Source organism: Treponema sp. R6D11 (genome assembly GCF_054786075.1).
The window spans coordinates 1-662 of the sequence record NZ_BDHD01000645.1 but is presented as its reverse complement, the minus strand read 5'-3'; the positions used below and the strand labels follow the sequence as shown (position 1 = coordinate 662).

Here is a 662-nt window from a genome sequence, read left to right as displayed (position 1 = left end):
GCGTACTGGATCGAAACAGGAAATAACAACCGCTTCGGGCGTATCGTCAATGATGATGTCTGCACCTGTTAAGGTTTCCAGAGTACGGATATTGCGACCTTCCCTGCCGATAATCCGCCCCTTCATTTCATCATTGGGCAATGTGACAGTGGTTACAGTAACGTCGCCTGTAACTTCCGTCGCCAACCTTTGAATAGTTGTTACAAGAATATCTCTGGCTTTCTTTTCCGCCCCGAGATTGGCTTCCTGCTCGATTTTGTTGATAAGCGATTGAGCGTCATGCTTTGCGTCATTTTCAAGGTCTTTGATTATCAGAGCTTTAGCTTCTTCGGAGCTTAACCCCGAAATACGCTCAAGCTCGGCTCGATACCGCTGTTCCTCTTTGGAAAGCGCGTCTTCACGAACCTGAAACCCCTTTTCTTTTTCTGCGAATAACTGCTCTGTTTTTTCTATTTGAGCGGTTTTTTTATCAATCGCTTCTTCTTTAACTACAACGCGGCGTTCATACCGCTGTAATTCAGCCCTGCGTTCCCGGGTCTCTCTCTCCTGCTGGTTCCTTTCACGGATAACCTGTTCTTTTGCTTCAAGAAGAATCTCTTTCTTCTTTGCCTCCGCCTCTTTTATTGCATCCTGTTTTATTCGTTCTGCGAATTGCTCTGATG

Annotated in this window: 1 protein-coding gene; it reads right to left on the bottom strand. The window is 45.9% G+C overall.

Annotation, left to right across the window (positions count from 1 at the left end):
* A partial coding sequence (locus tag ACYVTD_RS15250; protein ID WP_461248555.1) for an Rnase Y domain-containing protein occupies positions 1-662 on the bottom strand: 662 nt, incomplete at both ends.